This is a genomic window from Gardnerella sp. DNF01198P (assembly GCF_049244165.1).
Classification (GTDB): Bacteria; Actinomycetota; Actinomycetes; order Actinomycetales; family Bifidobacteriaceae; genus Bifidobacterium; species Bifidobacterium swidsinskii.
In genome coordinates this window covers 1596946-1610871 of record NZ_CP058382.1, presented here as the reverse complement: position 1 = coordinate 1610871, position 13926 = coordinate 1596946, and the positions used below count along the sequence as shown (strand labels likewise).

Sequence of the window (13926 nt, the reverse complement as noted above, 5' to 3'; positions counted from 1 at the left end):
CGTTAATGAGTACTGAATGTTTTGCTTAACGATCAGTTGGTAAGAGAGTTTTTATTCGCGTTCATGTCCGGTTCCCAAACCGCCACGTGTTGCCACTCAATGGTTTTGAGTGTATAATCTAGTTTTGCGGTGGTCATGGCTCAGGTGAGACGCCCGGTCCCATTCCGAACCCGGAAGCTAAGGCCTGACACGGCGAGGGTACTGCACTCGATAGGGTGTGGGAGACTAGCACGCTGCCGCATTATTTTTCTAGCGGGGAGTTTTCACTCCCCGCTTTTTTATTTTCGTATACTGTTATTTATTTTCTATTATCTGTAATTCTCCATTCGTGAGAACGTCCTCTCATGAAGGGAGCGATTAATTGAGAGAACAACTCCATTTACGAGAACAACCTCTCGCAAATGGAGGGTTATAGGCCAAAAAGTGTGTAAAGCTAAGCTGATGAGTATTCTGTGGCATAAACTAGTCTCAGCACTGTTAAAAACTCAGTCAAGTATCTTAAGAAAGTAACGGTCATATGTTACTCGCGCAGTACGTAATCTGCGTTAGTAACAGCCTTTGACGATTTATTGTTAAATACTCAGCTAATACATGCTTCGAACGCCGCTTAACATAAGAAATAACCCACATTCGATATACCGCGAGCCCTACTGCTATAAGGGTTATGAGCTTATTTTTTACACACTTTTTGTCCAGGTGGCGAATGTGCAGAAAACAGATTCGATTACCGCAAAACCCTTGTATTGCAAGGTCTAAGACATGATTTCTTACACACTTTTTGGCCTATAACCCGTTTTTTGTAATCCTCCAAACTCTGGACAACGCTCGCGCTATAAGCGCTCACTGCTGAGCTTGCACAGAAAGTCCACTGGACTTTCCGTCTGAGCAAGCTCACGCTCCGAATTGCTTTCGCGCGTGCAATGCTGCGCTCAAGCAGGTTGTCGCGCAAACGCCAGGAAAGTACTGCGTGCGTATTTGGTGCGATATACTAAAAGCATGACTACACAAACTTTTGAAGTACTCGCAAAGTCGCGATTTTCTGTACGTGATTTTCTAAATAAGCCAGTCGATTCTAAAATACTTGAAACTATTTTGCAAACAGCTGCACAATCACCGAGCTGGTCCAATACGCGTGGCTACATGCTCGCTATTGCTCAACGAGAACTAAAGCAACAGCAATCGACGCATATGTGCAAAAATGCAAAGCAATGTTTCGCACTAAAGACGCTACCCTTAGCGAAGAAGAACGCCTTATAGCCCAGAAAATGAGCCAGCCGGATGGAGATTTTCCTGTAATGGCTCCGTATCCACAATCGCTTAAAGAACGCAGCGCTCGTTTAGGATTGGCGTTGTATAAACATTTAAATATTGATCGCAAAGATTTTCCTGCTCGAAATGCTCACACTTTGCGCAACTTCCAGGCGTTCGGTGCGCCAGTTATGGGATTTGTGCTTGTGCGCCGTGATTTTCTGCCGTTTGCTGCGCTGGATGCTGGAATTATGCTGCAAACGTTACTGTTGGCTGCCAAAGAGCAAGGCGTAGATTCATGCCCGCTTGGCGTTCTTGCTACATGGCGTTCGCCGCTTGACGAAGTATTCGACATTCCGCCGGAGTATGCGCTGATTACTGGTTTTGCGTTAGGGTATGCGTCTGAAGCGCACGTAAATGCTTTCCGCGCGGAGCATCCGCCAATCGAGCTTGCGCAAGAAAAGTAACTTCGAATAAACCAATCTATCTCGCAAAATCCAAAGTACTTTGGAAAATATCAGATAGAAGTGCCGGAAATACCAGGATTGTTTACTCAAGTACGTAGGCTTGACCAGGTTGCAGCAATGGTAAAAGATGCTGCTGCAACGTTAAATGTTAAAGTCAATGGCGTGAAAGTAACTCCGAAACTTAGTGAGCAAGATGAGCTTATGCTTCAGCGCATGCTAGATGCAAAATCTGCAGCTATAAAAACTCAGCAAGAGGCATCTATGCTTATGCGTGAAACGGTTCGCATACTAAGGAATCAGGGCTTGACGGTTCGTGATGTTGCAGAGCTTACGGGGGTTACTCCGCAGCGAATAAGTTCGCTTAAAGCTTAGTGATTTAATCGCAATGTGGTTGAGGTTATAAGCAAATAAATTGTTCAGTAACATATAAACTCTATGCAAAACAAATCATTAACAGATAAATAAGTAAAGGTCAAGCCGTAGGATGTGTGGCTACAACTTGACCTTTGAAAATTGTGATATGTTTTTTATGTTATAAAATCGCAGTCTAATGCTTTTATTTATTCTTGGCAATTCCAAGAGCTTTTGAACTTTCATCCTTGTCAAGGCCTATAAATAAAAGCACGATTATACCAATAATCAGCGGAACATAACCGTATCCAGATCCGTGGATTATGCCGAATATTTCCATAAGCCCATTTGCTATTACAGCTAGTGAGGATACGATAAAATATAGTTGCGCGCACCACGGTTTTTTAATGAGAAACATGGTTGCAAGTCCAAATAATCCAGCGATAATTTGAGGCACTCCCCATAGATAATCATTACGCATTACAATCAGCGCAATTCCGCTAGCAAGAAATACGCCATTGGCTATTGTCCAAAATACGGATGGAATTTGTGCTTTTGTATATTCTGAATTACTCATATTTTTCCTACTATAGCAGCATCATAATTGCTTTTGTTACAACCCAAGCCATCCAATCTGGCATCCCTGCTGATTTGCAGGCATTATAAATTCCGTCTTCAATCTTTCCAGTCCAATGCTCCAAAAATTTTATAAGCTCATTTAATCCTAAATGACTTTTAATGAATTGTTTAACTTGCTTAGGTAGTTTATGATAAATAGTTTTAATTGTTTTAACTACAAGACTAATTTTTCCACGTTCTTGTAATATGTTACGAAGCTCTGCTTGCGTTGGTTCTGCGTTAGATGCTGGAATTTTAATGAGATATCCATTAACTACATACACGCGGTAACCATCTTTTGTTGTGATGTGTTCGCATGTTATGTTTTTTTCAACGGTGCTATCTGTTGGCTCAAGAGCGAGTGCAGTAGAAGAAGGAACAACAATACTGCTAAAAATTAATGAAGCAGATAATACGCATGCTATAGCTAACTTCTTCATAATATGCCTTTCTGTACGAGAAGTAACTGTTTATGCCAAAAATCTTGACAATTTATAAATTAATGGCGTGCTAAAAGGTAAACAATATCTTGTATATGAAAACCTTTACAAATAATTACTATCTAAAACTGTTTAAGATTCATTAATCTTTTAAACTGAATCAGTAAGGCATACTATCTATATAGTTATGTTTATTTTTTAAAGGTATAACTGCATTACATTCCCAATACTTACCAAAGGCTCGAAAATAGAGTGAACCGCCTAAATGCTTTATGGTATCGCGATGAAGCAGAAGTCCTTTTTGAGATACTGAGCGAATTGCATCTTTACTTTTCCCGCCCAAAAATCGAACATTGAACTGTTTTATAACAATTTGTTTTTTACGTATCGAAATTCTGATGTAATAAACTAAAGAAGCATATTTTCGCATGTTCAAATATAGTTCTTCGATTAATTCAATAACTTCACAGATGATTTCATCGCTAATGTCTTCAGGAATATCGTTACTAGATATATTGCATATGGATCTTCCTTTTAATCCACAAGATGTATTGATTGAGTCGTTCATTTGTAGTGTATCTTCAATGTGCTGAATGAACTCGCTTCGAGCATCTTGCTTAGCAGTATTTCCACGTAGAATGTCGATAATATTATGTCCTTCTTCAAAAGCCTGATCTGCCAAATCATTTATTGCCTCAATAGCACTTCGCTGTTTTTTAGAAATAGACTTGTCAAGTAATGCTATTTTACTTTGTAGTGCAATATCTGCAATCTTATTAGTTAATCTATCGTGCATTCGCACAGCCAGATGAAGATTATTAATTGTTTGCTTATCTTTTTCATAAAGAACCATTTTTTGGTGAGAAATGCGCAAAATAATACCAGTGCAAACGCAAAATATATTTATTAAAAGGTAAGCAATAAGATACTTGAAAGACAAAGTTGATAAGTATCGGTATGCAACGTAGTGTAATGCATCTATTACTAAGAATAAAGGTAGTGTAAATTGAATCGGATATAAATACGAAATAAAAACAAATGATATGATGAGCCCGAAAGTTACTGGTGGAAGATTCAGACTAGGAATAGCAAGAATGCTGAGATGCACAAAAATATAGCACATGCTCATAAAATGCGGAAGCAAGCAAAGGAACAGATTTATAACAGCAAGAATCATGTAAACTATAACAAGTTGTATTGTGCTATTGTCGCTATTCGAGTAAATATACGCATCCATTGCGCTCGACAAACATCCCAATAGTAAAAATGTTTTATTGTCAATAAGCTTTTCTCGTAAACGACGCATTAAGAAAATAATCATTGTGTATCATTTCCTAAATATTCATCATGCAGCCATGTAGTAATAAGTTGTGAACGATTCGTCACATTCAGTTTTTTGAACACGCGACGAAGGATAGTTTCCACAGTACAAGTTTCAACAAATAAACGTTTAGCGATTTGCGCATTAGTCATTCCTCTACTGCACAACTTTACAATTTCAGTCTCATGATCCGTTAAAGCAAGGCGTCCATTTTTTGGCTTATTTTGCAAACGTTGAAATGCTGTCGTCGTGTCGTCAAAATGAAGATTGCCTATTATTTGTGGCTTGAATGTGCCATGGGCAATACTGCTAAGCATGGCGCAAATAGTTTCTGGGTGGTTCTTTCCAACAATGCCTTGTGCGCCTGCTGTTGATGCTTTTAAAGCATAATCGTTTATAGGGAATGAAGTTATAGCAATTATTATTGGGAGTGAGTATCTTCTTCGCAATTCGTATAATATTTTAATTCCCGAAACCCCAGACATATACATGTCAATTAGCAGCACGTCTGGGCATTGATTTTGACAAAATTGAATTGCTTGATCGGCGTACGCGGATAACCAGCAAATACTGCAGGACGGAACAACCTGTTCAATATATGTTTTTAGGCCGTGTAGACAAAAACAATCATCATCAACAATGCCAACAGTAATATGCTTTGCTATCATATTGCTCCTTTAGAAAAGCATTATTTAAGTAATAATAGTACTTGAATTTGTATGATGAATATCTTGTCTAGGAAAACCTTTACAAAGCAGATTGTATAAAGGTAGTTACTGGAGCTTACGAGGGTTACTCCGCAGCGAATAAGTTCGCTTAAAGCTTAGTGATTTAATCACAATGTGGTTGGGGGCTATGCGCACGGAAGTCGCTCAGTAGTGTATAAACTCTATGCAAAACAAATCATTCTCTGGTATTACGCAAGCTCCAAGAATCATAAATAAAATCATCATTTAGTCTGATGCAAACTCTTTACGGCGATTATAGGCTATTAAGCAAAAGCTTAAATCTTCAATAAAGTGACAATCATAAAAACGTCAATTGTAGCATTACCAAGCACTTTATTTATTTTGGATCAGTTTGAGAGGCTTGTTTCGACGCATACTATGTGTCTACGAGTTTGGTGAGTAAGGAGATTTGTGTTATGAGTAAGTTTATGAAAGTACTTTTGCTTGCTGCTCTGCCAGTGTGTTTGCTTACTGCATGCTCTGGTAGAGCAGTTGATAATAGTCAACAGCAGGCATCACATGATTCAGTTCCACTTGTTTCAGTCAAAAAACAGCCTTTAACACAAGTTGTGTCGGGTAAAGCAGCAATAGAACAATCGTCTACCTTTGTTATCACTGCTGTAAGTAGAGGGAATTTTTCTCCATCGGTAAAAGCAGGCAGTACTGTAAAAGCTGGAAGTGTTCTAGGCTACAATGCTAGTAACAAAATTATTGCTCCCGTAGACGCTAAAGTTGTGTCAGTAGCTGAATCGTCTGCGGACGTGCCTAAATCTTTCCCGCTATTTACTCTTAAATATGAAGGTTTTTCAATAAGCCTTAACGCAAAAGCTTTACTTCGTTCTGCGGATATTGCAGATGTTAAAGGTCGCTTCCAAGTTGAAGATGGTGTTGGGCCAACCAATTGTTTGCAAATAGTACAAAGCGGTGGAACTTCTACAGATGTTGCAGCTTCGGGTAGTAGCAAGAATGATAATGCTGATTCAACTCAAACAGATGAGTCGAGTGCGCAAAGTACGCCTAGTGTATCGTCAAAAGTTTTAACGTGTTTAATAGATAAAAGCACAGAAGTAGAATCAGGCCAAAATGCGACGCTTGTTTTTAATGGCAAGCATAAACAATCGGTTCTAACTCTGCCTGTTAGTGCAGTTGCTGGAAGAGTCCAAAAAGGATTAGTCTCATACAAGAAAGGCGATAATTGGGAGCGTAAAGAAGTTGGTCTTGGAATCAGTGACGGCGCTAATATTGAAATTACGTCTGGTTTGCATGAGGGTGATGTTGTAGCAGGTGTTTCTCCTGATCTCATTCCAGGAGTGCAATGATTATGGAGAACAATCCTGTTCCACTGGTTGAACTACAAGACGTGTCAGCGCGTGTAAAACTAGGCAATGGCGAATGGCTTACCACTGTCAACTCTGCTTCTATGTTACTTAATCAAGGTGAAACATACGCGGTAGTTGGCAGGTCTGGCTCCGGCAAAACAAGTCTTATTTCTATTATTGGATTTTTGAATAAAAATTTTACTGGAAAATACTATTATTCTGGCAAATCAATCCAAAAGTGTAGTGATGCTACAGTATCGCATATGCGCGCTCGAAATATTGGTTTTGTTTTTCAAAACTATTCGCTTATTAAGCATTTAAGCATTAGAGAAAATGTTGAGTTGCCGCTTTTATACGCAGGACTACAACAAAGCAAGCAGACAAGAAGAAAAACGATAGAAGAAGCATTATGTGCTGTTGGATTGCAAGATAAACTAAATGAATACCCTGGAAGGCTATCAGGCGGTGAACAGCAGAGAGTTGCGATAGCGCGTGCTCTCGTTACTAATCCCGAATTACTTATTTGCGATGAGCCAACTGGTGCGCTCGATAGTAGTACGGGAGAAAAAGTGCTTCAAGTGTTGCATGATCGTGTTCAAGAATCTGGAACAACATTACTATTAGTCACTCATGATATGAAAGTGGCTCGTTCTTGCTCTCACATTTTTACTATGGAAGGCGGTGTTCTTTATGATCATGCTGCTTAAAGATTTGCGCCTGTCTCCTATGAGATCCTTCCTCACAGGTTTTTCAATGTTTATAGGCATCATTGCCGTTATTGCGTCAGTGCTTATTGGCACGGTTGGTAAGGACTATCTTATTGCAACTAACGAACAGCTAAACGGTCGTAGACCAACATACGAGATTACTTTTTCAGCACAAAATTTTGACGAATATTCAGTATTTAACAAATTCTTAAATCGCATTGAATCCGCAAACCGTAACGCTAATGTTATGCTACAACCAAACACTGGACTACTGTTTAGCGCTTCTATGCCAGCCTCGAAGAGTGTAAAAATAAGCAAAGAATATAAGACTGGCAATCTTCAATATGTTGACGCTGTTTACACTACGGCAGGATACAACAAAGTTTATAACTTACCCATTGTAAGTGGAAGATGGTTTAGTAATAGCGCTAAAAGCAACGCATTAGAAATGGTAGTAAACCAATCTGCTAGCAAAAGATACAAGATTGGTGAAGTAGCATTTATTACTTCTCGTAAAACAACACAAATGAGTCCTATAAGGATTGTTGGAGTTGTGAACGATGGCGTAGACTCAGCAAAAGTATACGTGAATATTCTAGGATTATTACGTTACGCTCCAACTCTTTGGGAATATTCTGGAAAAGAAGCTCAAGGCTCAATCTACTGGTTGAATAAAGAAAATCGTCCTCAAAAATCAATTAAATCTTATGTTTCAGATGCTCTTTACGACTGTTGTGGTGGACAAGTAAACGAAATTAGAAGACATGATAATAGTGATGATTACGAGAATGTGATAATAGTATTGCAATTAAGTTTTGCTATCGTAGCAGCATTATTGCTTTTTGTTTCCGCGCTAGGTTTAATCAATATTGGTTTAGCATCGTTGGAGCAGCGCACGCATGAACTGCTTATGCGCAGAGCTTTGGGTGCTACTAAATGGTCGATTGCTTCACTCGTGTTAGGCAGTGCGATTATTTTAGCACTAATAGTTTCGATTGCTGCTGTTGCTGTTTCTTTTGGTCTTGTGTCTATAGCATCAAGTTTTTGGGATGCAGCAAGCCCAGTTAGTCCGCCAGTTTACCCATATGAAGCTGCTATTGGAGCTGTTATTGCGGCTTTTATCACAGCACTTGCTGGAAGTGTGGTGCCGGCAATAAAAGCATCGCGTTTACAGCCAGCATTAGCATTGCGTTAATTTTCAAAAAATAAGAAAGAAGGAATAATGAATAATCATACTATTGGTAAAGCAACTCTTATTGTTGGTGTGCTTAGTGCGCTTCTTATGCTTAATGCGTGTGGAGGAATAGGCAACAATAATGCGAGTGGTGTGGATGGTGCGCGATCGCAAAATAGTTCGTCTAGAGAGATTGTTGATTTTGCTCATATAGAGAAGGAGTATCAGGAATCTGTGGCAAAGCTTAGTTGGCCTGAAAAATATAAAGCTCCTGCAAACTTGGTTGGAGAAGAAAAAGACAGCCAGTTCCAGAGTGGATATGGTGATACGCAAGCATCTAATTATTATCAGTGTGCTTGGGAACGGCAATGGTTAGACACGTATGCTAGTGATGAGCAAGCGGCAAGTAAAGCTTTGCATGAGCTCGAAAAAGTGCCTAGCATGCCGTTTATGGGTCCAGACCGTTGTGATGATGCAACGCGAAACTTTTTCAAAGAGCATATGCGTAAAGCAAAACTAGGAGATCCGTCAGGATTCCAACAGGATGTGCAAACTAATTGTCCTGTGATGTAATTGCATTTGCATAGCTTTATTGTGCTTTTGCACTAAATGGCTTGTTATATGCTTCTTTTTACCCATGTTGATGGTGTCCAATAATCTTTGGTAAGCATTGATGGGTATGTTTGTTTACGAGCTTGAATAATCCATAAGGCTATACCTGTTGAAACAAGTATTACACCAGCTGCAATCATTATGAATAATGATGAATTTAGATTTCCCCATGCTAGTACGCTTGCATATCCCACGATAATTCCGCATTGCTCCATAATGGAAGTAAAAGTAGTAGTCGCGCCGAGAATGCGTGTTGGTATGCCGTCGAGAAGAGCTGTTTGCCCATAGACGATAGTTGCGTCAAAAATAATACCTGCAATGAAAGCAGAGCAAAGAAAAAGAGCAATCCAATTATTAAGTGCGAAAATAAGTAAAGGAATAGAAAGGAATCCAGGTAATAAAATAGAGTATAAAATCTCATAATGTAGCACAATGTATTTGCATAATACTGAACCTACAATCATGCCAATGTTAAATATGCTGACTATTGAACCCCACGTGGATGCCGAATGAAAAAGTGTAAGACAATGGTGTGCTCCCATTAGTCTGAATGCAGCAAGCCATGAGCCTGATTGTAATGCTGATACTACTCCTAAGACTATTAACCATGGTGTAGATTTCATATAGTGTAGAGAAGCTGCAAAACCAGCAGTTTTATTGCTTCCTGTCTTCGTATTGTTTGTGCTATTTTGTGATTGCTGGTTTAGATTAACTAACAGTAGAGGTAGCGCCGCTAGTATCATCACAATAGCAATGCTCGTAAAGAAAATGAGAGGATTGCATATATCAACAAATATGCCAGTAATCGCAGGTGCAGCAAGCCTGCTGAGATTAATCCACATGCGCATGCTTGCTAAAAATTTGGTTTTTTCGCCAGTCGGTACGCTATAAGCCATCAATACTTTTTGATTAGGTGAAGAAAATGCAGTAAAGAACCCGAATATTATGCCGAGTAGCGTAACCATAATAGCAATAAGGTTATGCTGTGCTACTAAAGCGAAACCATATCCAGTGCACAGCAAGGCAAAGCAGAACGTTAGAGCTATAAACAATCTAGTTGGTGGATATTTATCTGCGATAATGCCGCCAAGTGGTGCTGCTATGCAGGTCATAAGTGCTACGGACACTGCGTTAAGTGCTGCGTGAGATAAGTCAACATGCATTAAAAGATATAGACTCACGCCAAATCTACAGCTTGTTAAAAGAAAAGCATTAAGCGATAAAACGGCAATAATAAGAGTTGTGCGAATCCGTGCCGCAGCGTTCATTTCCTTCTCTTTTTCTTTCATGTTATGAATATCTTTCATATTCTGAATGATATATGCCTATTGATATACACCTTTTTCTGGACTGCGAGTGAAATTAGTGTTTTATTGCTGTTTATAGGCAGGGGCTGCGGCTACTGGCGATAGTAGGAGAGGAAGTTAGAGAGTTTGCCCATTGCGTCACGAAGTGTTTGCAAGCGTAGCAAGTAGATAACATGTAATTATTTTAAGGGATTGACGTTTGTTTAACAATGTAGTAAATTGATTTACAAGAGTTTAACATTACGGTTCAAAGGAGACTGAAATGAACTCTCGAGCGATGAAGTTTAGCGCATTTATGCGTAGGTTTTTATTTTTTATAGTTTCATTTTTTATTAGTTTAATGTTACTTTTTAATTCACCTACTTCTGCTTTTGCGAACACTGCTCATAGTGTGCGACCATTGGAAGAAGGTGATGTTATTTATCAAGTCTTAGTTGATAGATTTGCGGATGGTGATTCATCCAACAATGATTTTGGTCATGGTGAATATAACCCTAATGATTTAGGTTTTTATCATGGTGGCGACTGGAAAGGTCTAACTAATCATTTGGACTATATAGCAGGGTTGGGTGTTACTGCAATTTGGATTTCTCCTGTGTCTGAACAAGAACCGTTGTCAAAAGACGGTAAAGAAGCAAGCTATCATGGTTATTTCACTAAAGATTTTGCAACACCAAATAAACATTTTGGTAGTAGAGCTGATTTGCAAAGGCTTATTAATGAAGCTCATAATCGTGGATTAAAGATGATTCTCGATGTTGTGCCAAATCACACGTCAGACTATCTTGATGCTTATGCTCGTAAATATAATGGGGCATATCATCCAGAAGGGTTTTTGAATAATCCAGCATTTTATCATCATTTTGGTGATTGTAAATTCGATAATACTGAATCGCAGTCTGATATAGAGCAATGTGATCTTGGTGGTTTAGATGATCTTGATCAGTCTAATCCGCAAGTCTCTAAATATCTTATTAAGACATATAAAGATTGGATTGATATGGGCTTTGATGGAATGAGAGTAGATGCTGCTCGTTCTATCCCGAAACCTTGGTTAAAGAAATTTGAGAAAGAAGTTGGGGTTCCATCATTTGGAGAAATATTTGTTGGCGATGTTGATTATGTTGCTGATTACCAAAACTACGAATGGGGTGCATTAGATTTTCCTTATTTCTTCACTGTGCGTAGAACTTTTTCAGCAGACACGGATATGCGTGACTTAGGGAAGCTATTTTCGCAGGATACGAAATATAGGAATCCAAACCAATTAGAGACATTTATTGATAATCATGACAGAGCAAGGTTTTTGACTTGGGCAAATGATGATTATCAACGTTTACGTTCTGCCTTGTCGTTTATGATGACTACCCGTGGTTTGCCAATTATTTATTATGGCACTGAACAGGCTGATGACGGTAATGGCAATGGTTCAGAAGTCCCTATTGCAAATAAGGATAATCGTAAAGATATGAAATCGTTTAACACTAAATCTCCGTTATACCAGCATATTAAACGATTAACAGAGATTCGTCGTAAGCACACTTCATTGAGGACAGGTCGTCAACTTGAGATGTGGTCTGCCAAAGATGTGTATGCTTTCTCTCGTATGGCCAAGGATAATAGCGATGAGGTTATTACAGTTGCTCATAATACTTGGGGTGAAAAGATGGTTACTATACCTCTTAGAGCAGAAAGTCATATCTCTGTAGGAACTGTTTTGACAGATATGATGAATACGAATCGTAAGGCAACTGTTGTGCCAGGAGGAGTAACCGGTAAACAGATTAAGGTGCTATTATCTTCGCATGATGTCGCTATTTTTGCCGCAGAGACGTCTACTTCTGAGTATCACCCAGTTCGTCGGAATCTTACGAAGATTATGGTTCATGCGAATGTTCCTTTAGGTCATTCGCTAACTGTAAGAGGAGATACTTATCCACTTTCTTGGAATTATGGTCGTGCATGTCATTATTTGGGTAACGACATATGGGAATTTGAAATGGAAAGAATACCTAAAGGTAAAAAGTTCCAATTTAAGGCATTGCTTGATGACAAACAGTGGGTGTCTAAAGATAATGTCTTCGGAGTTGGAGGGGAGGAGGTAGAAACAAGCGTGCATTTTTGATTTGGTGTCTGTGTGAACATGACATGTAGATTTATATGAGCCAGTGTTTGTGGCAATTAAAAAACTGTTTGCTTGTTATGTAGTCATACAACAAAGAATACAAAAATTATTAGTTTGTTTTCTGATGCTTTAGAGAATAGTTCGTCATCCATTTTCTAAATGCAAAATGAGTGCAAGTTAACATATGAATATAAAAAGAAGGTTACAATGAAGAAACTTACAAAAATATGTGCACTGATTGGTGCTGCTGCAATGATTATTAGCGTAAGTGCGTGCGGTAGTGCAAAATCGTCCGACGCTAATGGTGCAACATCGCTTACCATTTGGCATTATTGGGATGGTGCTAATGCTGATACCTTTGATGCAATGGTGAAGGATTTTAATGCTTCGCATAAAAATATTAATATTAAGACTGCGAGCGTCCCGAATTCTGATTTTATGACGAAGCTTCGTGCATCGGCTTCGTCGAAGAGCTTGCCAGATATTTCTATAAGTGATTTGGTATGGGTGCCACAGATTGCAAAAATGGGCAATTTGACTGATCTTTCTAAGGTTATCAGCTCGAAAACGCTCGATGATGTGACTCCTGCATTGATTGACTATGGTCATATTGGCGGCAAACAAGTTTCTGTGCCAGTGACTGCTAATAATCTTGCGTACATGTACAACAAGGATGTTTATAAAGAAGCTGGGTTAGATCCTAACAAGCCACCGCAAACATGGGATGAGTTGAAGAAAGTTGCCAAGACAATCAAGGAAAAGACGGGCAAGCCAGGGTATGATTTGCTTACTCAAGCAGGAGATAACGGCGAAGGTTTAACTTGGAACTTCCAGGTCAACTTGTGGCAAGCTGGTGGCGAATTCTTGACGAAGGATAATTCTAAGGCTGCATTCAATACGCCAGAAGGCAAGAAGGCTATGAACTTCTGGATGGATCTTATCAAGAGCGGCGTGAGCCCATATGCTAAGTGGGGCGAATTTGAAAAGGGCAAGGGTGGTTCTGCTCAGGAAGGTAGCTGGATGGTTGGCATCTGGGCGCCAGATCCACCGTTTGATTTCGGTGTAGCAAAAGCCCCTCATCCAAAGGATGGTAAGGAGGCAACCAATCTCGGTGGTGAACAAGCAATCGTCTTCCACAATTCTGACGCTCGTGCCAAGGCTGCTGGCGAGTTCTTGAATTGGTTCTTGCAGCCAGAACAGGTGATTAAGTGGTCGCAAAAGACTGGCATGCTTCCTGTAACGAAGAGTGTTGCAAAGTCTGATAAGTATTTGGATTGGGTTAAGAAAGAACAGCCTCGTTTAATTCCGTTTGTGGAACAAATGGAGATTGCTCATACACGTCCAAATACGCCATTGTATCCAAAGATTTCCTTCGAATTTGCAAAGGCTGTGGAGAAGGCTTTCGCTGGAGAGCAGAGTGTTGACGAAGCGCTTGCGAATGCTGAAAAGGCAGTAAACGACGTGATTGCCAAAGGCTGATTGCATAAATACTGTGCCGATAGCTGGGTC

The 13926-nt window shown here is 39.5% G+C and carries 11 protein-coding genes, 1 rRNA gene and 2 pseudogenes; 9 read left to right on the top strand and 5 right to left on the bottom strand.

Annotation, left to right across the window (positions count from 1 at the left end; translation table 11 throughout):
- Nucleotides 1–125 precede the first annotated feature (125 nt).
- The 3 genes and pseudogenes from rrf (at nucleotide 126) to HXT44_RS06690 (ending at nucleotide 2087) form a co-directional block, all read left to right on the top strand.
- Nucleotides 126–242 (top strand): 5S ribosomal RNA (gene rrf / locus HXT44_RS06700).
- Nucleotides 243–996: 754 nt separating this feature from the next.
- A pseudogene (locus HXT44_RS06695) lies at nucleotides 997–1715 on the top strand (nitroreductase family protein).
- Between the two features lie 6 nt (nucleotides 1716–1721).
- Entirely contained in the window at nucleotides 1722–2087 is a 366-nt protein-coding gene (locus tag HXT44_RS06690) for a hypothetical protein (protein ID WP_064621606.1), read from the top strand.
- Nucleotides 2088–2271: 184 nt separating this feature from the next.
- Here the strand turns inward: HXT44_RS06690 and HXT44_RS06685 are convergent, their stop codons facing one another.
- The 4 genes from HXT44_RS06685 to HXT44_RS06670 all read right to left on the bottom strand — a co-directional run bounded on the left by HXT44_RS06685 (nucleotide 2272) and on the right by HXT44_RS06670 (nucleotide 5113).
- A complete protein-coding gene (locus tag HXT44_RS06685; RefSeq protein WP_116712672.1) occupies nucleotides 2272–2643 on the bottom strand; it encodes a hypothetical protein in 372 nt (123 codons plus the stop codon).
- 10 nt (nucleotides 2644–2653) lie between these two features.
- A complete protein-coding gene (locus tag HXT44_RS06680) occupies nucleotides 2654–3124 on the bottom strand; it encodes a hypothetical protein (protein WP_119522943.1) in 471 nt (156 codons plus the stop codon).
- A 160-nt stretch (nucleotides 3125–3284) separates the two neighbouring features.
- The gene (locus HXT44_RS06675) at nucleotides 3285–4445 is read right to left on the bottom strand and encodes a histidine kinase (protein WP_119522944.1); all 1161 of its coding nucleotides are present in this window, start codon (nucleotides 4443–4445) and stop codon (nucleotides 3285–3287) included.
- Nucleotides 4442–5113, bottom strand: a complete 672-nt coding sequence (locus tag HXT44_RS06670; protein WP_119504703.1) for a response regulator transcription factor — start codon at nucleotides 5111–5113, stop codon at nucleotides 4442–4444. Before HXT44_RS06670 ends, HXT44_RS06675 begins: the two co-directional genes overlap by 4 nt.
- A gap of 476 nt (nucleotides 5114–5589) precedes the next feature.
- Between HXT44_RS06670 and HXT44_RS06665 the strand changes: the two genes are divergently transcribed.
- Genes HXT44_RS06665 through HXT44_RS06650 form a run of 4 tightly spaced genes read left to right on the top strand, consistent with a single transcriptional unit; the run spans nucleotide 5590 to nucleotide 8946 of the window.
- Entirely contained in the window at nucleotides 5590–6492 is a 903-nt protein-coding gene (locus HXT44_RS06665; RefSeq protein WP_119522946.1) for an efflux RND transporter periplasmic adaptor subunit, read from the top strand.
- The gene (locus HXT44_RS06660) at nucleotides 6489–7199 is read left to right on the top strand and encodes an ABC transporter ATP-binding protein (protein WP_102703485.1); all 711 of its coding nucleotides are present in this window, start codon (nucleotides 6489–6491) and stop codon (nucleotides 7197–7199) included. The genes HXT44_RS06665 and HXT44_RS06660 overlap by 4 nt, the downstream gene beginning before the upstream one ends.
- Nucleotides 7183–8394, top strand: a complete 1212-nt coding sequence (locus tag HXT44_RS06655) for an ABC transporter permease (protein WP_421782858.1) — start codon at nucleotides 7183–7185, stop codon at nucleotides 8392–8394. Before HXT44_RS06660 ends, HXT44_RS06655 begins: the two co-directional genes overlap by 17 nt.
- Before the next feature lie 27 nt (nucleotides 8395–8421).
- Nucleotides 8422–8946 carry a hypothetical protein gene (locus HXT44_RS06650; protein ID WP_119522948.1) on the top strand — a complete coding sequence of 175 codons (525 nt, stop codon included), beginning with the start codon at nucleotides 8422–8424 and terminating at the stop codon, nucleotides 8944–8946.
- A 44-nt stretch (nucleotides 8947–8990) separates the two neighbouring features.
- Here the strand turns inward: HXT44_RS06650 and HXT44_RS06645 are convergent, their stop codons facing one another.
- Nucleotides 8991–10253 carry an MFS transporter gene (locus tag HXT44_RS06645; RefSeq protein ID WP_064621614.1) on the bottom strand — a complete coding sequence of 421 codons (1263 nt, stop codon included), beginning with the start codon at nucleotides 10251–10253 and terminating at the stop codon, nucleotides 8991–8993.
- Nucleotides 10254–10554: 301 nt separating this feature from the next.
- Between HXT44_RS06645 and HXT44_RS06640 the strand changes: the two are divergent.
- A pseudogene (locus HXT44_RS06640) lies at nucleotides 10555–11688 on the top strand (alpha-amylase family glycosyl hydrolase); the annotation flags it as partial.
- 936 nt (nucleotides 11689–12624) lie between these two features.
- A complete protein-coding gene (locus tag HXT44_RS06635; RefSeq protein WP_162863161.1) occupies nucleotides 12625–13896 on the top strand; it encodes an extracellular solute-binding protein in 1272 nt (423 codons plus the stop codon).
- Nucleotides 13897–13926: the final 30 nt, after the last annotated feature.